18 protein-coding genes are annotated in these 19,627 nt (G+C 43.6%); 12 read left to right on the top strand and 6 right to left on the bottom strand.

The genetic code is table 11. The features are described from left to right. Positions 1–29: 29 nt before the first annotated feature. Positions 30–1,682 (bottom strand): glucose-6-phosphate isomerase, encoded by a 1,653-nt coding sequence (pgi, locus tag DBZ36_RS00775; RefSeq protein WP_120353014.1) that lies wholly within the window; start codon positions 1,680–1,682, stop codon positions 30–32. A 197-nt stretch (positions 1,683–1,879) separates the two neighbouring features. Here pgi and DBZ36_RS00770 point away from each other — a divergent pair, with 197 nt between their 5' ends. From DBZ36_RS00770 to DBZ36_RS00735, 8 genes are all read left to right on the top strand, one after another. After that, the gene (locus DBZ36_RS00770; protein WP_120353013.1) at positions 1,880–3,052 is read left to right on the top strand and encodes a GGDEF domain-containing protein; all 1,173 of its coding nucleotides are present in this window, start codon (positions 1,880–1,882) and stop codon (positions 3,050–3,052) included. Further along, a complete protein-coding gene (locus DBZ36_RS00765; RefSeq protein WP_407641473.1) occupies positions 3,015–3,287 on the top strand; it encodes a YihD family protein in 273 nt (90 codons plus the stop codon). The genes DBZ36_RS00770 and DBZ36_RS00765 overlap by 38 nt, the downstream gene beginning before the upstream one ends. Before the next feature lie 32 nt (positions 3,288–3,319). Beyond that, the gene (gene ccoG, locus DBZ36_RS00760) at positions 3,320–4,732 is read left to right on the top strand and encodes a cytochrome c oxidase accessory protein CcoG (RefSeq protein ID WP_120353012.1); all 1,413 of its coding nucleotides are present in this window, start codon (positions 3,320–3,322) and stop codon (positions 4,730–4,732) included. After that, positions 4,729–5,721, top strand: a complete 993-nt coding sequence (locus tag DBZ36_RS00755; RefSeq protein WP_120353011.1) for a serine/threonine protein kinase — start codon at positions 4,729–4,731, stop codon at positions 5,719–5,721. Before ccoG ends, DBZ36_RS00755 begins: the two co-directional genes overlap by 4 nt. A gap of 269 nt (positions 5,722–5,990) precedes the next feature. Continuing rightward, a complete protein-coding gene (locus DBZ36_RS00750) occupies positions 5,991–7,637 on the top strand; it encodes an AMP-binding protein (RefSeq protein ID WP_120353010.1) in 1,647 nt (548 codons plus the stop codon). Between the two features lie 96 nt (positions 7,638–7,733). After that, complete coding sequence (locus DBZ36_RS00745) at positions 7,734–8,333, top strand: thiol:disulfide interchange protein DsbA/DsbL (protein WP_120353009.1); 600 nt, start codon at positions 7,734–7,736, stop codon at positions 8,331–8,333. Positions 8,334–8,526: 193 nt separating this feature from the next. Next, entirely contained in the window at positions 8,527–8,973 is a 447-nt protein-coding gene (locus DBZ36_RS00740) for an HIT domain-containing protein (RefSeq protein ID WP_120353008.1), read from the top strand. Between the two features lie 43 nt (positions 8,974–9,016). Beyond that, on the top strand, positions 9,017–9,235 hold the full coding sequence (locus DBZ36_RS00735; protein ID WP_120353007.1) for a hypothetical protein: 219 nt from the start codon (positions 9,017–9,019) through the stop codon (positions 9,233–9,235). Positions 9,236–9,327: 92 nt separating this feature from the next. On the opposite strand, the gene typA is transcribed toward DBZ36_RS00735, so the two are convergent. Then, entirely contained in the window at positions 9,328–11,157 is a 1,830-nt protein-coding gene (typA, locus tag DBZ36_RS00730; RefSeq protein ID WP_120353006.1) for a translational GTPase TypA, read from the bottom strand. 467 nt (positions 11,158–11,624) lie between these two features. Here typA and glnA point away from each other — a divergent pair, with 467 nt between their 5' ends. From glnA to glnG, 4 genes are all read left to right on the top strand, one after another. Further along, a complete protein-coding gene (gene glnA, locus DBZ36_RS00725; protein WP_120353005.1) occupies positions 11,625–13,031 on the top strand; it encodes a glutamate--ammonia ligase in 1,407 nt (468 codons plus the stop codon). 167 nt (positions 13,032–13,198) lie between these two features. Then, positions 13,199–13,747 carry a DUF4124 domain-containing protein gene (locus DBZ36_RS00720; protein WP_120353004.1) on the top strand — a complete coding sequence of 183 codons (549 nt, stop codon included), beginning with the start codon at positions 13,199–13,201 and terminating at the stop codon, positions 13,745–13,747. A gap of 109 nt (positions 13,748–13,856) precedes the next feature. Then, positions 13,857–14,879 carry a nitrogen regulation protein NR(II) gene (glnL, locus tag DBZ36_RS00715; protein WP_120353110.1) on the top strand — a complete coding sequence of 341 codons (1,023 nt, stop codon included), beginning with the start codon at positions 13,857–13,859 and terminating at the stop codon, positions 14,877–14,879. Positions 14,880–14,892: 13 nt separating this feature from the next. Next, positions 14,893–16,302 carry a nitrogen regulation protein NR(I) gene (gene glnG, locus DBZ36_RS00710; RefSeq protein ID WP_120353003.1) on the top strand — a complete coding sequence of 470 codons (1,410 nt, stop codon included), beginning with the start codon at positions 14,893–14,895 and terminating at the stop codon, positions 16,300–16,302. Positions 16,303–16,319: 17 nt separating this feature from the next. Here glnG and DBZ36_RS00705 read toward each other — a convergent pair whose 3' ends face one another. The 4 genes from DBZ36_RS00705 to DBZ36_RS00690 are packed head-to-tail and all read right to left on the bottom strand — an operon-like array spanning position 16,320 to position 19,599. Continuing rightward, positions 16,320–16,892 (bottom strand): DNA topoisomerase family protein, encoded by a 573-nt coding sequence (locus DBZ36_RS00705; protein WP_120353002.1) that lies wholly within the window; start codon positions 16,890–16,892, stop codon positions 16,320–16,322. A 2-nt stretch (positions 16,893–16,894) separates the two neighbouring features. Beyond that, entirely contained in the window at positions 16,895–17,368 is a 474-nt protein-coding gene (locus DBZ36_RS00700; protein WP_120353001.1) for a DUF494 family protein, read from the bottom strand. A gap of 1 nt (position 17,369) precedes the next feature. Further along, positions 17,370–18,467 carry a DNA-processing protein DprA gene (dprA, locus tag DBZ36_RS00695; RefSeq protein ID WP_120353000.1) on the bottom strand — a complete coding sequence of 366 codons (1,098 nt, stop codon included), beginning with the start codon at positions 18,465–18,467 and terminating at the stop codon, positions 17,370–17,372. A 58-nt stretch (positions 18,468–18,525) separates the two neighbouring features. Continuing rightward, the gene (locus DBZ36_RS00690) at positions 18,526–19,599 is read right to left on the bottom strand and encodes a LysM peptidoglycan-binding domain-containing protein (protein ID WP_120352999.1); all 1,074 of its coding nucleotides are present in this window, start codon (positions 19,597–19,599) and stop codon (positions 18,526–18,528) included. Positions 19,600–19,627 lie beyond the last annotated feature (28 nt).

Below are 19,627 nucleotides of genomic sequence, written 5' to 3'. Positions count from 1 at the left end.
GCGCTATAAACAGCGCTGGCCTTAGGCTCTTATGACCAAGCTTTAAACGCGTTAATCAAGCCATTGGTTGAGGTGTCGTGGCTAGACACTTCACTATCATTTTGGAGCTCAGGCAAAATTTGATTCGCTAATTGCTTACCAAGTTCAACACCCCATTGATCGAAGGTGAATACGTTCCAAATTGCACCTTGCACAAAAATCTTGTGCTCATACATGGCGACAAGTGCGCCAAGTGTATAGGGAGTAATCTTTTTCACCAACATTGAGTTGGTTGGACGATTACCTTCAAAAGCTTTAAAGGGAACTAAATCAGCAACCTCAGTTAAGTCTTTACCCGCGGCAACAAATTCGGCTTCAACGGTGGCCTTGCTCTTACCAAACGCCAGTGCTTCGGTTTGTGCAAAAAAGTTAGACATCAACTTAGAGTGATGGTCACCAATTGGATTATGGCTTTGTGCAGGAGCGATGAAGTCACATGGAATGAGCTTCGTTCCTTGGTGGATCAATTGGTAGAACGCGTGCTGTCCATTCGTACCGGGCTCACCCCAAATGATAGGTCCAGTCTCATAATCAACTTGTTCGCCATTGCGGTCTACGCATTTACCGTTGGATTCCATATCACCTTGTTGGAAGTAAGCGGCAAAGCGATGCATGTACTGGTCGTATGGCAATATCGCTACACTTTGTGCACCATAGAAGTTGTTATACCAAATACCCAATAAGCCCAAAATAACAGGGAAGTTATCTTCAAGTTTAGTTTGGGCAAAGTGATTATCCATTGAATGGGCACCACTAAGAAGTTCTACGAAGTTATCGTATCCTACGCAAAGTGCGATTGGCATACCGATAGCAGACCATGAAGAATAACGACCGCCTACCCAGTCCCAGAACTCAAACATGTTATTGGTATCAATACCAAATTCAGAAACAGCAGTGGCGTTGGTCGATAGTGCTGCGAAATGCTTAGCAACAAACGCTTCGTCTTTGGCATGCTCTAGGAACCAGCTTCGAGCTGAGTGCGCATTGGTCATGGTTTCTTGAGTGGTAAACGTCTTAGAAGCGACTAAGAAAAGTGTTGTTTCCGGGTCTACTTTTTTAAGTGTTTCGGCGATGTGAGTACCGTCGACATTGGATACGAAGAAGCATTCTATGTTTTCAACTTGATAAGGCTTCAAGGCTTCGGTAATCATCACTGGACCAAGATCTGAACCGCCAATGCCAATATTGACGATAGAGCGGATTGCTTTGCCAGTGAAACCGGTCCAGCTACCACTATGGATTTGCCCGCAAAAATCACGCATCTTTTCAAGTACAGCGTTCACTTTTGGCATGACGTCTTCGCCATCGACCATTACCGGGGTATTGCTACGATTACGTAACGCAGTATGTAGAACAGCGCGGCCTTCAGTCCGGTTTATTTTTTCACCATCGAACATCGCTTTGATGGCACTCTCAAGCTTAGTCTCTTTTGCTAGTGCAATTAATTTATCGAAGGTTTCGCTGGTGATAAGGTTTTTAGAGAAGTCGAGTAGGATCTGCTTCTCAAAATCGCGTGAAAAGGTAGAAAAACGTTGTGGGTCCGCTTTAAAAAGCTCGGCTAACGAAGTACCTTGTTGGCTTTCGAAATGCGCTTGAAGATCTTTCCAAGCTTGGGTTTGGGTTGGATTAATATTTTCCATCATTTAGAGATTCCTCGACTTAACTTTTGTTGACGATTTAAACTGCGTAAACTTTACTGCGATTCAAGACATTAGTAACGAAGCAGATCAATTTCTAGAGAACTTTTTTGTATCCGACGCCGTATTCTAGCCACTTGGGCTATGGATGCTAGCATTGAGTGTGTTTTGTCCATAATCAACATCGATGAAAACTGAGTAAAATGGCCCAAACTATCGTTGAAAATCAAGTACAGCAGGAGCGTTACCGGCACATAGACGTGAACGGTCGCTTGGCTTCGTTGATTCATTTAGTTTATGCGCTACTTTGGTGGTTATTGTTTAGTAATAACGATTTAATGGCTGCCCCCACGCTGTGGTTACTAGGCATTTTTGTAGTTTCTTTACTGCGTATTTTTATTGTTAAGCGTGCCCGAAGCTTTAAAAATGATGTATCAACCCCTATTTTTGGTATTGCGTGTAGTAGCGGATTGGTATGGGCAATTGGGATTTTGATTCTGATGCCAGCTTTAAGTGGTGACATGCGATTGATGTTATTACTGATGTGCTTGGCTTTGTTAAGTTCAGTTGTATTTGCATTCACTTTAAGTCGGCGAGCAATCAACGGGTTTTGCTTGCCTCCGCTTTTAGCCCTTTTGATTTGCTTGGATTATAGCAACCGACTTGAACTGGCAGCGATGATGGTGGTGCTGTTTAATTATAGTTTCATTTTACTCTCTACCCGTCGAGCCATGTTGTTGTTAGATGACAATATGCAGCGCCTATTTCGCCATCAAGCTCAGGTTGAGGAACTGGAAAGCTCTCAACAAAAAATGTTGTTTCAAAGTCAGTATGACCAACTGACCCGATTGCATAATCGCCATCACTATGAAGAGCAATTGGAGCATTATTGGAGCCTGTGTCAGCGCGCAAATAGCCCGCTTAGCGTTATACTCATCGATGTTGATTTTTTTAAGCCATTTAATGATGCCTATGGGCATGTGGCTGGCGATCGGTGTTTGTCTGAAATTGCAGCCTTATTAAAGCGTGCGATGATTCGTCGTCATGATGTATTAGCACGCTACGGTGGGGAGGAATTTGTAATTGTGTTGCCTAATACCGATGCCATAGGTGCGCAAACCCTAATCCAGCGTATTCAGAAACTAATCTTTGAAGCCCATATTCAACATCAATATTCAAAGGTATCGAATCAAGTCACCGTAAGTATGGGGGTTTGTTGTATGATACCTAGTGCACAACAAAGTGCTCGACAACTCGTCGAAAAAGCCGACCAAGCCCTTTATAAAGCAAAAGAAACAGGCCGAAATTGCTTCGTTATTTCTGGCCGAGGAGAACAGCATGAGCATGCAAGAACACAGAATAGAAGAGTTAATTGAGTTACTAACCCCTGTGTGGAAAAAACAGCCTGATAGTAATTTGTGTGAATTACTTGCTCAATTAGCACAACAAAGTGGATTTGAAGGTCCGCTTAAAGAAATTACCGATGACGTGCTTATCTATCAATTAAAGATGGATCCTTTAGACAAAGATCAGATGATTCCTGGTATAGCCAAAGACTGTGAAGACGACTTTCGCACCGCATTATTAAAGGCGCGTGGCATTCAATCGTAGCTTTATAGTATGTAATTTATTTGGAGGGAAACATGAGCCAGAATATACCTATCAAGGACATCACACCGAAGCCACGTAAGAAAAAAAATAAAACACCGGTCGATCGTTACAATCCTAACGAACAAATTTATGTTCGCGCCCAGTTTGGCCTTTTCCAGAAGTTGAGAAAAGTGATGGGTTGGGTGCTTATCGTTGGATTTTTTCTCGTCCCATTTATTAATTGGGACGGTCGCCAAGCGATTTTATTCGATATTGCTGGGCAAAAATACCACATCTTTGGCTTAACGTTGTGGCCACAAGATCTATTACTGTTAGCTTGGATCTTTATTATTGCTGCCTTCGCACTTTTCTTTATCACCACCTTTTTAGGCCGAGTTTGGTGTGGTTATTCCTGCCCCCAAACCGTTTGGACTTTTATTTTCATTTGGTTCGAAGAAAAAATTGAAGGAACAGCGAATCAGCGGCGAAAACTTGATCAAAGCCCATGGAGCGCCAAAAAACTCTCCAAAAAAGCTGCGAAGCATAGCGCGTGGGTGGCTATATCCGTGCTTACTGCATTGTCTTTTGTCGCTTATTTTGTACCGGTTCGTAGTTTGTTCTTTGATTTCTTCAGTGGCTCATCTTCAGTGGCTTTGTATATGACGGTTGCATTTTTTACCGTGGCAACTTATGCGAACGCCGGGTGGATGCGTACCATTGTGTGTACTCACATGTGTCCCTATGCACGTTTTCAGTCTGCAATGTTCGATAAAGACACCTTTATTGTTGGTTACGATTCTAAGCGTGGTGAGAGTAGAGGTCCCCGCAAACGTAAAGATGACCCGAAAGCTTTAGGTCTAGGTGATTGCGTTGATTGTGATCTGTGCGTGCAAGTTTGTCCGGCCGGTATCGATATTCGCGATGGGTTGCAATATGAATGTATTAATTGCGGGGCCTGTATTGACGCCTGTGATATGACCATGGAGCGAATGAATTATGAAAAAGGCTTAATTCGCTACACCACAGAACATAACTTGGCGGGCGAGAAAACGGATGTGGTAAGGCCTAAACTAATTGGCTACGGAATAGTTCTGATAGTCATGTTAGTTGCATTTGTGATGACCATCATTAATGTAAATCCGATGCAAATTGATGTACTTCGAGATCGCCAGGCTCTGTATACCGAAACTAACGAAGGTTTGATTGAAAACACCTTTACCTTAAAACTTATCAACAAGTCAGATTACCCGCGTGAAATGCGTTTGAGTGTGACTGGACTACCAGAAGATTATGAATGGATAGGTCCGCAAGTCATTAAAATCAATGCGGGTGAAATTAGTAGCTTACCGATAAGCATTGCTGTTGACCCTTACGATCTAGAATTGCCAATTTTAGATATAGAATTTGTACTTGAATCTGAAGACTATCGATTGGTCTCACCTAGCCGCTTTATTGGTGGGCAATGAGTACTCATGGAACGCAGACAAATGCTTTTGATTTTACCGGCCTAAATCCAAGCTTACTGCTAGATGCCATTGAATCTAAAGGCATCTATGCCAGTAGCGGTTTATTGGCTCTCAATAGTTACGAGAATAGGGTATATCAGTTTATCGCTGAAGATGGCCTGCGTTACGTGGCCAAGTTTTATCGACCGCAGCGCTGGTCCAGCGAACAGATATTAGAAGAGCATCAATATAGTTTGGAGCTACAAGCCGCTGAAGTACCTGTTGTTGCTCCTTTATTACTCGATGGCCAAAGCCTTTTTGAATACCAAGGGTATCAATTTACTTTGTTTCCTAGCATGGGAGGGCGTTCGTTTGAGCTCGATAACTTAGAGCACTTAGAGCGTTTAGGGCAGCATTTAGGCAGAATGCACCAGGTGAGTCTCGCTAAGCCCTTTGAACATCGTTTAGCCATTGATCTTGAGCGATATGTAGAAATTCCACTTGAACGATTGCGTAAATGGGTGCCTAAATCCATAGCGTTGGCATTTTTCACGATTGCTGAACACGTTGCTCAAGCATGCCGAGAACAATACCATCCAAGTTCTATGATGCGTCTACACGGCGATTGCCATGCGGGAAACGTCCTATGGCGTGATGGTCCAATCATTGTTGACTTGGACGACTGTAGCTCGGGTCCAGCGATTCAAGACTTATGGATGTTGCTTAGCGGCGAGCATGCTGAACAGCGCTTGCAGATGGAAACGGTGCTTGAAGGTTACGAAGAGTTCGTTGAGTTTGACCGTGGCGAACTTAAGTTAATAGAACCTCTTCGAGCTATGCGAATGATTCATTATATGGGGTGGTTGGCGTTGCGTTGGGAAGACTTAGCTTTTCAGCAAGCGTTTCCGTGGTTTAATACTCAAAATTATTGGGAACAACAGATCTTAAGTCTAAAGGAACAGTTGTCTCGATTACAGCAAGCTCCCCTGCAATTAATTCCTCTCTATTAGTGCTCTAGTTTCTACGAAAAACATGTGAAATTAATGTAAATAAAGCCGCAAGCTTCAATGGGTAATATGTCCAAAGAAGCCTGCGGCTTGTTTCAACAAACCCCTATTTAAGACTGTAACTGGTTGGACTTGTAGAGCTTGATCCCGTTTTTGGTGTTAGTGCGTCTAAATTTGTTGTACCTATTTGGCTTCCTAGTTAGTCTAAATTTGTAAACAAAACGTTAAATATAACCAAAGAGTTATATAAACACCTTAAAATGGGAACCCACATGACCACATTTAGAACGCCCGTTGATGCCCTGCTGCATTGGGAACAAACTGTCCCAACTCAAGTTTATTTACGTCAACCAATTGAAGGTAGCTACCATGAATATACCTGGTCGCAAGTGGCCTCCATGGTTCGTAAAATGGCGCAAGGTATGCTTAATGAAGGTGTGCAAGCTGGAGATCGAATTGCCATTTTAGCTAAAAATAGCGCTGAATGGTTTATCGTCGATATGGCGATCACTTACATCGGTGCTGTTAGCGTGCCGATATATTCAACCGCCAATGCGAAAACGATTCGTTATGTACTTGCCCACAGCGGCGCAAGGATGTTGTTTGTTGGGAAGTTGGATAATTGGGAAATACAGCATGAAGGGGTGCCTAGTAATATCCCGATGGTTGCTATGCCTTACCCAACGATGCCGGCCCAGTTTCAGTGGCAACAATGGTTAGAAAACGAAGAAGCCTCTCAGCCTTTCCAATGGAGCCCTGAGCAAACCATGACTCTAATCTATACCTCGGGTACAACAGGTGACCCTAAAGGTGCAGAGATCAGCTTCAATGCCTATCAATATGCCTGTGAAAACATCATTGTGTTATTAGGAGCGCAGGCCAGCGAGCGTTTGATGTCCTACTTACCTTTGGCGCATATTACCGAGCGCGTGTTTATTCAAGGCAGTAGTATTTTCCATGGCGGTATGTCGGTCTCTTTTGTTGAATCATTAGATACCTTTGCCGATAACATGCGTTCAGTACGGCCTACCCTATTTATCTCTGTTCCTCGTCTTTGGGCGAAGTTTCAGCATGGCGTATTTGAGAAACTGCCGCCTCGGAAGCTAAATATTTTACTTTCCATTCCAGTTATTAGTGGCTTAATTAAAGCTAAAATCCATAAAGGTATTGGTTTAGATCAAGCACGGATTTTGGGATGTGGCAGTGCGCCAATTGCACCAAGTTTGTTACGCTGGTATGAGCGAATTGGTCTTAATATCTCAGAAGCTTGGGGCATGACAGAGAATCTAGCTTATGGAACCTTAAATATTCCATTTCGCAGCGATAAAGTTGGCACTATCGGCAAGGCCGCACCTGGTGTCGAACTGAAAATTAGTGATGATGGTGAGATCTTGTGCCGTTGCGAAGCCAGCATGAGTTCGTACTACCTTAATACTGAGAAAACCGAAGAAACCATTATTGATGGTTGGTTGCATACCGGTGATAAAGGCCAGCTTGATGACGACGGTTATGTGACGATTACCGGTCGCATCAAAGAAAGCTTTAAAACGACTAAAGGTAAGTACGTAGCTCCGGTTCCGATTGAGCAATTAGTTTCGCGTAACTCGATGATTGAGCAAGTTTGCGTGGTTGGAGCGGCCTTAACTCAACCAATCGCTTTGGTCGTTATGGCGCCAGAGGTCAAATCACATAGCCAAGCACAAGTAAAATCTAGTTTGGAGCGCACTCTGGAGATTGTGAATAAGAAACTAGAAAGTCATGAACGTCTGGGGCATATCGTGGTTCTAAACGAAGAATGGAACGTAGAAAACAGTTTATTAACGCCAACGCTTAAGATTATTCGTGAAAACATTGAGAATAAGTTTGCTGAACTCATCGCTCAACAAAGCGACGATAAAGTGGTATTTGAGCCAAAGTAACAACGTAAAGTTACGTCAATTACTAACAACAGACATTGCTAAGCGACTTGCATGGCTTTAAGCTTGGCGCTATCTCTAATGTAGAAAGGATTTGAAATGAAAAAGCTGATGATTGCAGCCTTAGTTTTCTGTTTGAGCCCATGGGTTCAAGCGGCAAGTTTTAAAGAGGGAACTCATTACGAGGTCGTTAATTCCCAAGCTAGTGCAAGCCCTGAAATTGTAGAGTTTTTCTCTTACTACTGTCCTGCTTGTAAAAACTTTGAAGGTGCAGCAGCTCAAATTGAACAAAACCTACCTGATAACGTGGCATTCAAAAAGAGCCATGTTAAGTTTTTAGGTGATTACGGTGCTGAGTTGGTGCGTGCATATGCTGTTGCAAAATCATTGAAGGTTGAAGAAGAATTTAGCCAAGTTGTTTTTTCAATGCTAGGTGGTCATGGTCTTCCAATAAAATCAGAAGATGACTTACGTAAGATATTTTTGTCGATTGGTATTGATAACGACCAATACGATTCAGCTAACAAGAGTTTCATCGTTAGTGGTATGACGACTAAAATGAACAAAGACGCTGAAAAATTTGACATACGTCGTACCCCTTCGTTATTGGTCAACGAGAAGTACTTGGTTACTTTAAGCTCAATTACAACCATTGACGAACTTCAAGATTTATTAGTCTATTTAAGTAAAAATCCTTAAGTAGCAGCGAAAGCTGGTGTAAGTTCAAAGGGCCTTCGGGCCCTTTTTTTGTTTAACCAGAAATGACATTTCTCACATTTTGTAGCAATAGCGACCTACAAATAAAGCTATACGACTAAACTGAGAGTGGATGGCTTGTACTTGGCATAACAACGTTTTATGCTGCTATGCCAACGGATTACGGATTTAGAAGATGTCAGACTTTAAGCTTCACCCTCGACTAGAGAAAGATTGCTACGTTCTTGGTGATTTCCCATTATGCCAAGTATTAATGATGGATGACCATCAATACCCATGGTTTATTTTGGTGCCCAAGCGTGAAGAAACTGAACTTTACCAACTACACAGTTGTGATCTCTCTCAGTTTTGGCGTGAGTCAAAATGGCTAAGCCAAGCCTTGGTAGACGTATTCTCGCCAGACAAGCTTAATGTGGCTTCACTTGGCAATGTAGTACCGCAACTGCATGTTCACCATATTGCACGTTACGAAACAGACCCAGTATGGCCTGCGCCAATTTGGGGACAACGTCCTAGTCTTGATTACCCGATGGCAGAAGCTGAAGCTCGTCTGGATCTAATTCGAGATAAACTATCTGAACGATTAGAATCAGTTCCAAGTAACTCTGAGTTAGAACTTTAAGACTAAATCACCCCATAATAACTGGTTAACTTAGGAGATGGCGATGGCTTCTCAAGGCTCTGGCGGCAATGTGATTGCGGCATTATGTAATGTGTTTATACCTGGACTAGGACAATTGATACAAGGGCGTCTGTTAGCAGCAATTGTGTTTTTCGTATTGATCGGCGTTTGTTATTGGTCGTGGGTTTTAGTTGTTCCAGCAATTATCGGTGCGTGTCTACATTTATGGTGCATTATTGATGCGGCGCGCTTTAGCACCTGATGAGTATTACTTAGTTAAAAGTTAGTTGTAGCAATCAAAGAAAACAAAAAAGGAGCCGAGGCTCCTTTTTTTGATCATGCTTAAGTCCGCGCCTATGGTGCTTTAGGCGGACGACCTGCACGCTTACGATCGTTCTCGCTTAGCAACTTCTTACGCAAACGAATGCTCTCAGGTGTCACTTCTACCAACTCATCGTTATCAATAAACTCAAGAGCTTGCTCAAGTGTCATTACAATTGGTGGTGACAAAATTTGAGCTTCATCGGTGCCTGAAGCACGAATGTTGTTCAATTGCTTACCTTTAAGCGGGTTCACGGTTAGGTCGTTGTCGCGGCTGTGGATCCCGATCAACATACCTTCGTATACTTCTTTACCGTGTCCAATGAACAAGCGTCCACGTTCTTGAAGGGTAAACAAGGCGTTGGTCAAGGCTTTACCTTGGCCATTACTAACTAAGACGCCATTGTTACGTTGGCCAATTTCGCCGCCTTTGTGCGGACCGTAATGGTCAAATGTATGGTAAAGCAAACCTGAACCTGAGGTCATCGTCATGAATTCAGTTTGGAAACCAATTAAGCCGCGACTTGGGATCATAAAGTCCATACGAATACGGCCTTTACCATCTGGAGCCATATCGGTTAAGTCGCCTTTACGCAAACCAATTTGTTCCATGATGCTACCTTGGTGCTCTTCTTCAACATCAATGGTTAGCGTTTCATAGGGTTCAAGCATGTTGCCATCTTCATACTTGATGATAACTTCTGGACGAGATACTGCTAGCTCGAAGCCTTCACGACGCATGTTCTCGATTAAGATACCGAGGTGGAGCTCACCGCGACCAGAAACACGGAATTTATCTGGATCGTCAGTTATTTCAACACGTAGTGCTACGTTGTGGACAAGCTCTTGTTCAAGACGCTCAAGGATATTACGCGAAGTAACATACTTACCTTCTTTACCTGCAAACGGTGAAGTGTTGACTTGGAAAGTCATGGTAACGGTAGGTTCATCAACGCTAAGTGGGGGCAAGGCTTCAACTTTGTTGACGTCACACAAGGTGTCAGAAATCTTAAGTTCGCCCAAACCGGTGATTGCTATAATGTCGCCAGCAGTTGCTTCATCGATTTCATGGCGCTCTAGTCCTAAATACCCAAGAACTTGACCAACTTTACCGTTACGGGTTTTACCGTCGTCACCAACAATAGTGACTTGTTGATTGGTTTTAACACTACCACGAACAATACGACCCACACCGATAACACCAACATAAGAGTTGTAGTCCAGTTGCGAGATTTGCATTTGCAGGCCATCACCTTCGTGAGTAACAGGCAATGGAACGTGCTCAACAATTGTTTCGAACAATGGCGTCATGTCTTCAGAAGCAACGTCTTCATCATTACTAGCCCAACCATTTAGTGCTGATGCATAAACGACTTTAAAGTCTAGTTGTTCATCGGTCGCGCCTAGGTTGTCGAACAAATCGAATACTTGGTCCATCACCCAATCAGGGCGAGCACCAGGCTTGTCGATTTTATTAATCACAACAATAGGCTTTAGGCCCTGAGCAAATGCTTTTTGGGTTACGAAACGTGTTTGTGGCATTGGCCCTTCTTGAGCATCCACAAGCAATAGAACTGAGTCGACCATAGATAGTACGCGTTCTACTTCACCACCGAAGTCGGCGTGTCCGGGAGTATCTACGATATTAATGTGGTAATCGTTCCACTCAATAGCGGTATTTTTTGCGAGAATTGTGATTCCGCGTTCTTTTTCCAAGTCATTCGAGTCCATTACGCGTTCTTGTGCTTCGCCACGAGACTGAAGCGTACCGGACTGTTGTAGCAACTTGTCAACGAGAGTTGTCTTACCATGGTCAACGTGCGCGATGATCGCAATGTTGCGTAACTTGTTGAGATTACTCATTTTTCATAGGGCCTTATAAAGGTGTTTTCACACTTAGTAAATCAAAACACCAAGCGTATTGATCTTCGCCTACGGTGGGCGAAAGCAAAAAGTGCGGTATTGTACAATTAAACGACACAAGAAAATAGTTTTAAGTAGATCACGGTTTTGACATTTTAGTAATGCGGACTGGATTGTGATCTTCAGCTCTTTTAAGATGGCTGCTAAGAGTTACCTAATTAGTGATGCACCATAAGTGTGCGCTAACGACCTTATTTGGTGCATTCGATTGCACCAAAGCGGAACTTTTGCACGTTATTTTTGCGTTCTATGAGCTATATCGTTGATTTAAAGGTGGTAATTTTATTTGGCACGTTTTTGGCATTTAAGCGTTTAGTCGTTATAGGTCGTATTCTGCTCGACACATGACAATTAATCACTTACGTCGAACGAGCCATCAAATTTTGATGACACTGGAGGTTATAAATATGTCAGCTGAAGTATTAGCTTTGATTGAACAAGAAGATGTTAAATTCGTAGATCTTCGCTTTACAGATACTAAAGGTAAAGAGCAGCACGTTTCTATTCCATTTCACCAAGTAGATGAAGATTTTTTCGCAGACGGAAAAATGTTTGATGGTTCATCAATTGCTGGCTGGAAAGGAATTAATGAGTCAGACATGGTTTTGATGCCTGATGCTGCAACTGCTGTTCTAGACCCATTTACTGAAGAAACCACACTCAATATTCGCTGTGATATTCTTGAGCCTGCAACAATGCAAGGCTATGACCGCGATCCTCGTTCTGTTGCAAAGCGCGCAGAAGAGTTTATGCGTTCTACTGGTATTGCTGATGCTGCTTTCTTCGGTCCAGAACCAGAGTTCTTCCTTTTTGATGACGTTAAATACAAGTCTGACATGTCAGGCTCTATGTACAAAATTGACGCAGATGAAGCGAGCTGGAATTCAGACAAGCATTTTGAAGATGGTAACACCGGTCACCGTCCAGGTGTAAAAGGTGGTTATTTCCCTGTAGCTCCTGTTGATTCGTCGCAAGACTTACGTAGTGCAATGTGTTTGGTTCTTGAAGAAATGGGCCAAACTGTTGAAGCGCATCACCACGAAGTGGCGACTGCCGGTCAAAACGAAATTGCAACTCGCTTTAACTCGATTGTTGAAAAAGCCGATGAAACTCAAGTGCTTAAGTATGTTGTTCATAACGTAGCTCACGCTTACGGAAAAACAGCAACCTTTATGCCTAAGCCTGTCGTTGGTGATAACGGTAGCGGTATGCACGTGCACCAATCAATTTGGAAAGACGGCGAAAACTTGTTCTCAGGAGACCTTTATGGTGGTCTTTCTGAAACGGCGTTGTTCTACATTGGCGGTATTATTAAGCATGCTAAAGCAATTAATGCCTTTACCAATGCTTCAACCAACTCTTACAAGCGTTTGGTACCTGGCTTTGAAGCCCCTGTTATGTTGGCTTACTCAGCGCGTAACCGTTCAGCTTCGATCCGTATCCCAGTGGTTCCATCACCAAAAGCACGCCGTATTGAAGTGCGTTTCCCTGACCCAACGGCAAACCCATACTTAGCGTTCTCTGCTATGTTGATGGCTGGCCTTGACGGAATTAAAAACAAAATTCATCCTGGCGACGCGATGGATAAAGACTTGTATGACTTGCCTGCTGAAGAAGCAGCTGCAATTCCACAAGTAGCAACGTCATTTGAAGATGCACTGCAATCTCTTGATGCAGACCGTGACTTCTTGACCGCTGGCGGTGTATTCAGCAATGATTATATTGATTCATACATTGAACTAAAATCAGCAGACATTGAGCGTCTAAACATGACTACTCACCCTGTTGAATTTGAAATGTACTACAGCGTTTAATCTTAAGCGTATGATTTAAAACCCACTCTTTGCAGTGGGTTTTTTTTTGCTTCCAATCCGGTATGCTCTATATCAAGTTAGAATTGAAGCCTGTGCTTTCGAGAGATGATAAGCCCTAAGCTTTAGTCCAATATAATTCATTGTTTAGTATAAGAGTTGATGTGCATATGAAAGCCAAAAAAATATTTTTAGTTATCTCGCTGATGATGCTTAGTGCCCAAAGTTTTGCTGACAAAGTCTACACATGGACCGATGAAAGCGGCGTGACTCATTATAGTGATAAAGCACAAAGTGGGGCCAAGCAGATCAAAGTCTCTGTTGCTCCTCCCGCAAGCCAAGGCCCTATTGTAGAAGCTCGTGCTCCGCTGAAAAAAGCTGAAGATCTTAAGCAAAATAATAATTACAAATTAAGTTTTGTTAGTCCGCAGGATGAGGGCTCTGTGCGCAATAATGAAGGCATTATGAATGTCTCAGTGTCTAGTAATCAAGCACCTAGTGCTGAACACGGGTATCGGATTGTACTGGACGGAGTACCGCAAGGATCCATTCAGGCGCAGCCTCAATTTGTGTTGCACAATGTTGATCGCGGAGAACATCAGCTGCAGGTGCAATTAGTTGATCGAGCAGGCAAGGAAATTGCATCTACCCCTACAATTACTGTGTTTTTGCACCGTACTGGTACAAGCCAACCCGTTGCGACTCCATTTGCGGGCTAAACAATTCAATTTCACTTGAGTTGTGATGAAGGTATGATTGCCAGTGCACTAATTTGGTGCATAACTAAGGGGCTTTATCGTGCACAGCAACTCATTATTAGAAACCATTATGGCCAATCAGGTCTCGGCTGTGGTATTGCTCGATAGTGAACTCAAAATTTCCTATCTCAATGCAGCTGCGGAGCAACTGATTGCTCAAAGTGCCAAGCGCTTAAGTCAAAAACGTTTTCCTGACATTATGGTGCATAGCAGTCTTAATATAGAAAAGTTAGCGCAGCTATGTGAGTCAGGGCAAAGCTTTACTGATAACGAAGTCACCCTTGTATTCGACACGAAGTCCGTCTTAGTCGAGCTTTCGGCTACGCGTCTTTCCTTCGAGGAACAGTTGTGCATCTTGGTTGAGCTTCGGCCGATAGGGCAACAAAAGCGTATTACCCAAGAGCTTTATCAGCACGCGCAACAACAAGCCGCCAAGGAACTCGTTCGAGGGCTAGCCCATGAGATAAAAAACCCTTTAGGCGGTCTTAGAGGGGCGGCGCAGTTATTAGAAAAAGAACTGCATAATGAAGATCTTAAAGAATTCACAGGCGTCATTATAGAACAAGCCGATCGGCTAAGGAATTTGGTTGATAGGCTGCTAGGACCGCAGCGGCCAGGCAAACATGAAGTCCACAATGTGCACTCTGTACTAGAGAAAGTTAGGCAATTGGTTCGTATGGATTTGCCTGAAAATGTCAGTATTGAGCGCGATTATGATCCAAGTATTCCAGACTTTGAAATGGATCATGAGCAACTACAACAAGCGTTTCTAAATATTGTTCAAAATGCGGTACAAGCCCTAGGAGCAAAGGGTGGCAATGTGTTTATCCGCACTCGTACTGCACATCAAGTTACCATTGCTGGCGAACGTTTTCGTTTGGCGGCAGAAATAAAAATCCAAGATGACGGCCCTGGGATCCCCCTTGAATTAGCCGACACTCTGTTTTATCCCATGGTTACCGGAAGGGACGGCGGCAATGGTTTAGGACTATCAATTTCTCAGAATTTGGTGAATCAGCATAAAGGCAAAATTGAGGTCAGTTCTTGGCCAGGCCACACTGAATTCACAATACAAATTCCACTGCGACGTTAAGGAAGCGACAACTATGGCCGCAAATGTTTGGATTGTAGATGATGACAGTTCTATTCGATGGGTACTTGAGAAAGCATTAAAATCCGAAGGCTTCCAATGTGAAAGTTTTGCCGATGGTAACTTGATGTTGCAGCAGCTCGATTTTGACCAGCCCGATGTCGTGGTATCAGATATTCGAATGCCAGGAATCGATGGTTTAAGTTTACTGGCCAAAATACAAGTACAAGCACCAGGGGTTCCTGTCATCATAATGACTGCGCACTCGGACTTAGATAGCGCCGTTAACGCCTATCAAAAAGGCGCGTTTGAGTACCTACCTAAACCATTTGATATTGACGAAGCCGTTGCATTGGTTCGCCGCGCTGAGAGTGTTGCCAAAGAGCAAAAAAGTAAAAGCCGACCTATTAAAGACAGTTCTCCGGTACCTGAAATTATTGGTGAAGCACCTGCAATGCAGGAAGTGTTTCGTGCGATCGGTCGGTTATCGCGCTCTAGCATAAGTGTATTAATCAATGGTCAAAGTGGCACCGGTAAAGAGCTTGTGGCGCATGCGCTGCACAAACATAGTCCACGTTCTGAGCAAAGTTTTATCGCATTAAACATGGCTGCAATTCCTAAAGACTTGATTGAGTCAGAGTTATTTGGCCATGAGAAAGGAGCGTTTACCGGCGCAAACTCTGTACGCCATGGACGCTTTGAGCAAGCCAACGGTGGTACCTTGTTTTTGGATGAAATTGGCGACATGCCACTGGACATCCAAACCCGTTTATTGCGAGTGCTTGCAGATGGCCAGTTTTACCGCGTAGGTGGTCATTCCCCGGTTCTGGTAGATGTACGTATTATTGCTGCAACCCACCAGAATCTTGAACAAAAAGTAGCTTCGGGGGATTTTCGAGAAGATTTGTTCCATCGGCTTAATGTGATTCGAGTTCACTTGCCCTCGCTTAAAGAGCGACGTGAAGATATCGGTGAACTCGCGCAGCACTTTTTGGACAGAGCCGCCAAAGAACTTAACGTAGAAACTAAGATACTTCATAAAGACACCCGACTTTTCTTAATGAACTTGGCATGGCCTGGCAACGTTAGGCAACTTGAAAATGTTTGTCGCTGGTTAACGGTGATGGCGAGCGGTCAAGAAATTTTGATCAGTGACCTACCACCCGAGCTTAGTCAACCGAGTCTCAGTGAAGCCACCGAGGGTAGCGCTGGACATTGGCAAGATTTGTTAAAGACATGGGTTGAGGCGCAACTAAGGGAAGGCGAAACAGCATTACTAGACGATGCCTTACCCGAATTTGAGAAAATAATGTTAACCACAGCTCTAGAGCATACGCATGGGCATAAACAAGAGGCTGCTCGTTTGCTGGGATGGGGCCGAAATACGCTAACTCGTAAACTTAAAGAGTTAGACGTTCAGGAATAGCAATAAGGTTAGTGGGTCTAGTCGAGAATTGGACCTTTATATGCGCAGTTTTTTTGTGCACATTGTAAACGCCGCCCTTGGGCGGTTTTTTTTTCGATTAAAAGCGGCCAATCGCACTCCGGACAGGCCTGTTCTATTGGCTTATCGTTGAGTGCATATTTACATTTAGGATAACCATCGCAGGCGTAAAAGGTTTTACCAAAGCGAGAATTACGGCTGACCAACTTACCCTTACCACAACTTGGGCATGTTGGTTCTGCTGTTGTATTGGTTTGGGATTGCTGCGATTCAATGTGATGACATTCAGGGAAGTTACTACAGGCGATAAACATGCCGTAGCGCCCTTGGCGTATCATCAATTCACTTTTGCATTTAGGGCACTCACTGCCTTCAAGTACTTTCTCGACGCTTGAATCATGGGGGTGGCTGCTACGAATATAGTCGCAACTGGGGTAAGCGCTGCATCCAAGAAAGGCACCAGACTTACCACTTCTATGAACGAGTGGCTGACCACATTTAGGGCAGGTGTCAAAGGCTTGCTCCAGCGCATGTTCATGCGCTGAAAATAGTGGTTTGTCGTCTTTGCTCATGGTTAGTGAATCAGTCCTTCACCCATATCGAAGATTAAATCCTCCATTTGCGCATAAGCACTTTCACTGCCTGGTACGTTAAACAGAACCATCAAGATGACCCATTTCAAGTCTTCGAGTTCCATATTAACGATATCCAATTCCATGACTCGGTCTATTACCATTTCACGGGTATCAGCAGTTAATACCTGCATTTGTTCAAGGAACAAGATAAAACCACGACAAGCGACATCCAATTTGGCGCCTTCAGCAGCTGTATAGATGCGCATCGAGCTTAGGTTCGATGAATTTAAGTATGGGTTTTGTTCATTGTCTTGCAAGCTAGAGAGCTGCTCTAGCCAATCTAAAGCTTTGTAGATTTCAGCCTTGCGAAATCCAGCACGACTTAACTCTTCAGTGAGCTCTTCTTGATCCATCATTAACTCTACTTCGCTGTGGATGTAGGTTTCAAATAAATACATGAGGATGTCAAACATATCACCTCCGAATGTAACCACCGGGTACGGCTTGAATCAAACCAGCGAGTTCAAGTTCTACAAGCTGCGTGAGCACTTCAGCAATTGGGTGTTGACTGCGAATAGCAATAACATCAATTGGAGTGACGGCGTAATCTACGTTATCCAACATTGGGTTAAATGGCAATTTTTGTTGGGCATGATTTACGCAAGATGGAGCATTTTTCTCGTTCTTAGTGCTTATATGGGGACACAAACTCAAATCTTCAAGGATTTGCTGTGGCTCAGTGACCAATGTAGCACCGTCTCGGATTAAATGGTGACAACCTTTTGTGTTTGGATTACTAATTTCCCCGGGTAAGGCCCACACTTCTCGTCCTTGTTCTAAGGCATATTTAGCGGTGATCATTGTACCGCTAGGTAAGCCGGCTTCTATCATGATAACCCCTTGGCTCAGTCCGCTAATAATTCGGTTGCGACGTGGGAAAAATCCCGCTTTGGGTGGCGTCCCTGGCCTGAACTCACTGACTAAGGCACCGTGCTCGCAAATATGTTCAGCAAGATCATGGTGCTGTTTGGGGTAAATGATGTCACAACCACTCGCTAGCACGGCCAAGGTAAGCCCTTTGGACTGACTTAAAGCGCCCTGATGAGCTTTGGCATCAATACCGATCGCCAATCCACTGGTAATTGTAAGTGACCGTGCTAAGTAATGTGCAAAGCAATAAGCATGTTGTTGGGAGCTATAACTAGCATTGCGACTACCGACGATCGCAACTTGCGTACCTTGCAAGCAACTTAGATTTCCTTTAACAAAGAGTAAAAGTGGTGGCTTATCTATATGGCGCAATTGTTCAGGGTATGTGGGGCAGAAATAACTTATACAGTGGTGTCGGGGGTTGTAAAGCCAACGTAAGACGCGATCGATCCGCTTAGTGTTAGGTTGCCGAAGACTTGTAATTTGCTTAGCACTTAAACCAAAGGCTGTTAATTGTTGGTCACTACAGTCATAAAGTGCTGCGATGTTTCCGGTTTTCTCGATTAGAGCTGTAAGTTGTGTGACTCCGAGTCGCGCTACTGCATCAATGCGTAACCAGAGCTCTAGATTAGCTAGAGCCATGATTTGTTCCTTATCTAAGTTGTCGGGTGTTGCTGCCCGACAACTTAACTAAGCAGCACTACAAGTTTTTGACTTGATAATGCAAACGAATCTGTGTTTTTGACTCGATTACAAAGGCGTAAGCCGTTTTTTCGTAAACCTTAAAGATCATTAATTCGCCAACTTTTTCGTCTGGAAGTGATTTTTTAACGGTGTCTCCAGAGAACAATTTGTCGTAAGCAGAGCCGTTTTCCAAATACGAAATTCTTTTGCTGGTGTCTAAGACTTCACGACCTGGCTGGTTTATCGCAAACACATGACCCGGTTCTAATCCATCTCGCTCACCTTTGTTAATGATAATAACATCATTAACGCTGGCAACGGAAATATCATTTGCGTTGGCTAGTAACAAGCCGTGTCCGTCAAGATGCCCAGGCTGCGGTGAAAAGTAGGCGGGTAGTAATTCTTCTTTAGGCACGGGTAATAGACGGTCACCCAATCGAATCTCTCGTTCATACTGTGTAATGCTTAACTGATTAATGTCTTGGTCTAAGTTTTTTTCTACAACAGCGACACCCAAAAACGACATCGACTGTCCGAGCACTTCTTTAGTTTCGGGGTCAATGTATATTTCGCCTCCGCGGTAAATACCATAAAAGCGTCCCAACTCTAAGTCGCCATGCGCGTATGCGGTACGATTACCTACTAAACGCGTTTGAGCTTCGTTGTCGCCCAAGACATAAGGCGAATTAAGGTACATTTCTGGATCTGTAATGTGATCTTTGTTGATGAAGGCTTTTATTGCTGACAACGGCAAGGTGGGAATCGCACTTTCTTTAGGCTTAATACGACCACTTGGGCCCATTTTCACCACGCGTTTACTCACCAAACGGGGCTCTCCGTCAACGTAAATAAGGCTGAGACGGTCGCCAGGATAGATTAAATGAGGGTTTTCAATTTGACTATTTGCTTGCCATAAACGAGGCCACAGCCAAGGAGAGCGAAGATACAAACTAGAGATATCCCATAAAGTATCGCCTTTTTTGACGATATATACCTCCGGGAAATCGTCTCTGAGCTGCAAGGTATCAGCAAAGATAAAGTTGGACCAAGCCATAGAAATAGCTAGGACAACACCCAAGATTTTTTTCATTAAACTTTCCCTGTTTATGCAAATGCTC

The organism is Alginatibacterium sediminis, assembly GCF_003610775.1.
In the GTDB taxonomy this organism is placed as follows: Bacteria; Pseudomonadota; Gammaproteobacteria; order Enterobacterales; family Celerinatantimonadaceae; genus Alginatibacterium; species Alginatibacterium sediminis.
The sequence above is the reverse complement of the archived record's forward strand: the minus strand, read 5'-3'. Positions and strand labels throughout refer to the sequence as shown.